This window comes from Solidesulfovibrio aerotolerans (genome assembly GCF_009856865.1).
Lineage (GTDB): Bacteria > Desulfobacterota > Desulfovibrionia > Desulfovibrionales > Desulfovibrionaceae > Solidesulfovibrio > Solidesulfovibrio aerotolerans.
The window spans coordinates 1-587 of record NZ_WVUD01000129.1 but is presented as its reverse complement, the minus strand read 5'-3'; the positions used below and the strand labels follow the sequence as shown (position 1 = coordinate 587).

Sequence of the window (587 nt, the reverse complement as noted above, 5' to 3'; positions counted from 1 at the left end):
CTACCGATGCCCAACGCAAGGCCCTCCTGCCACAACATCTCGATCCCTGCTCCCTGATCATCCCTGCCTGAGCTTCTGCCGCTTCCTGCTCGCCCTGACAAGACGCGTCTTATTGAGCGCTTACGGGTGCTCGGCAACACCGGTTTGTGGTCCTTGACCTGCTTATCGAATTTCTGGGCCGCTCTGCGCCCTTCCCGGCCCTTGCCGAACGTCTTGGTCGTCTGCTTGCCCTCGGCGTTCCGATAAGCGACAGAGAGACCGATGCACGGAAAATTGCCACAAACATATTGTAAAATTATGTAGTTATGCTACATTTTCTCCATCAAAAAGATGGGGGGGCGAGCATGAGCGAGCGCACTTCCAAGAATCCTGGTATCGCCGACTACGTGGTGGCCCGTCGCAAGCACAAGGATTGCTTTTTGGACGAGATTGATCGTCTCATCGACTGGAAGCCGCTTGAAAAGTCAGCTACCCCCGGCAAAGCCGGGGGCATGCAAGGCAGTTAACCGCTCAAAGCGGTGAGAACTGGAGCCGCCTGAAGGCGGCAACCGCTACATCAATTTGAGCTGATCGAGTCTACGGTCTTC

General features: G+C 55.7%; 1 protein-coding gene. It reads left to right on the top strand.

Annotated elements, in window-relative coordinates; all coding sequences use genetic code 11:
• Positions 1 to 344: 344 nt before the first annotated feature.
• Positions 345 to 506 carry a hypothetical protein gene (locus GTA51_RS20400; protein ID WP_160964310.1) on the top strand — a complete coding sequence of 54 codons (162 nt, stop codon included), beginning with the start codon at positions 345 to 347 and terminating at the stop codon, positions 504 to 506.
• The last annotated feature ends 81 nt before the right edge of the window (positions 507 to 587 follow it).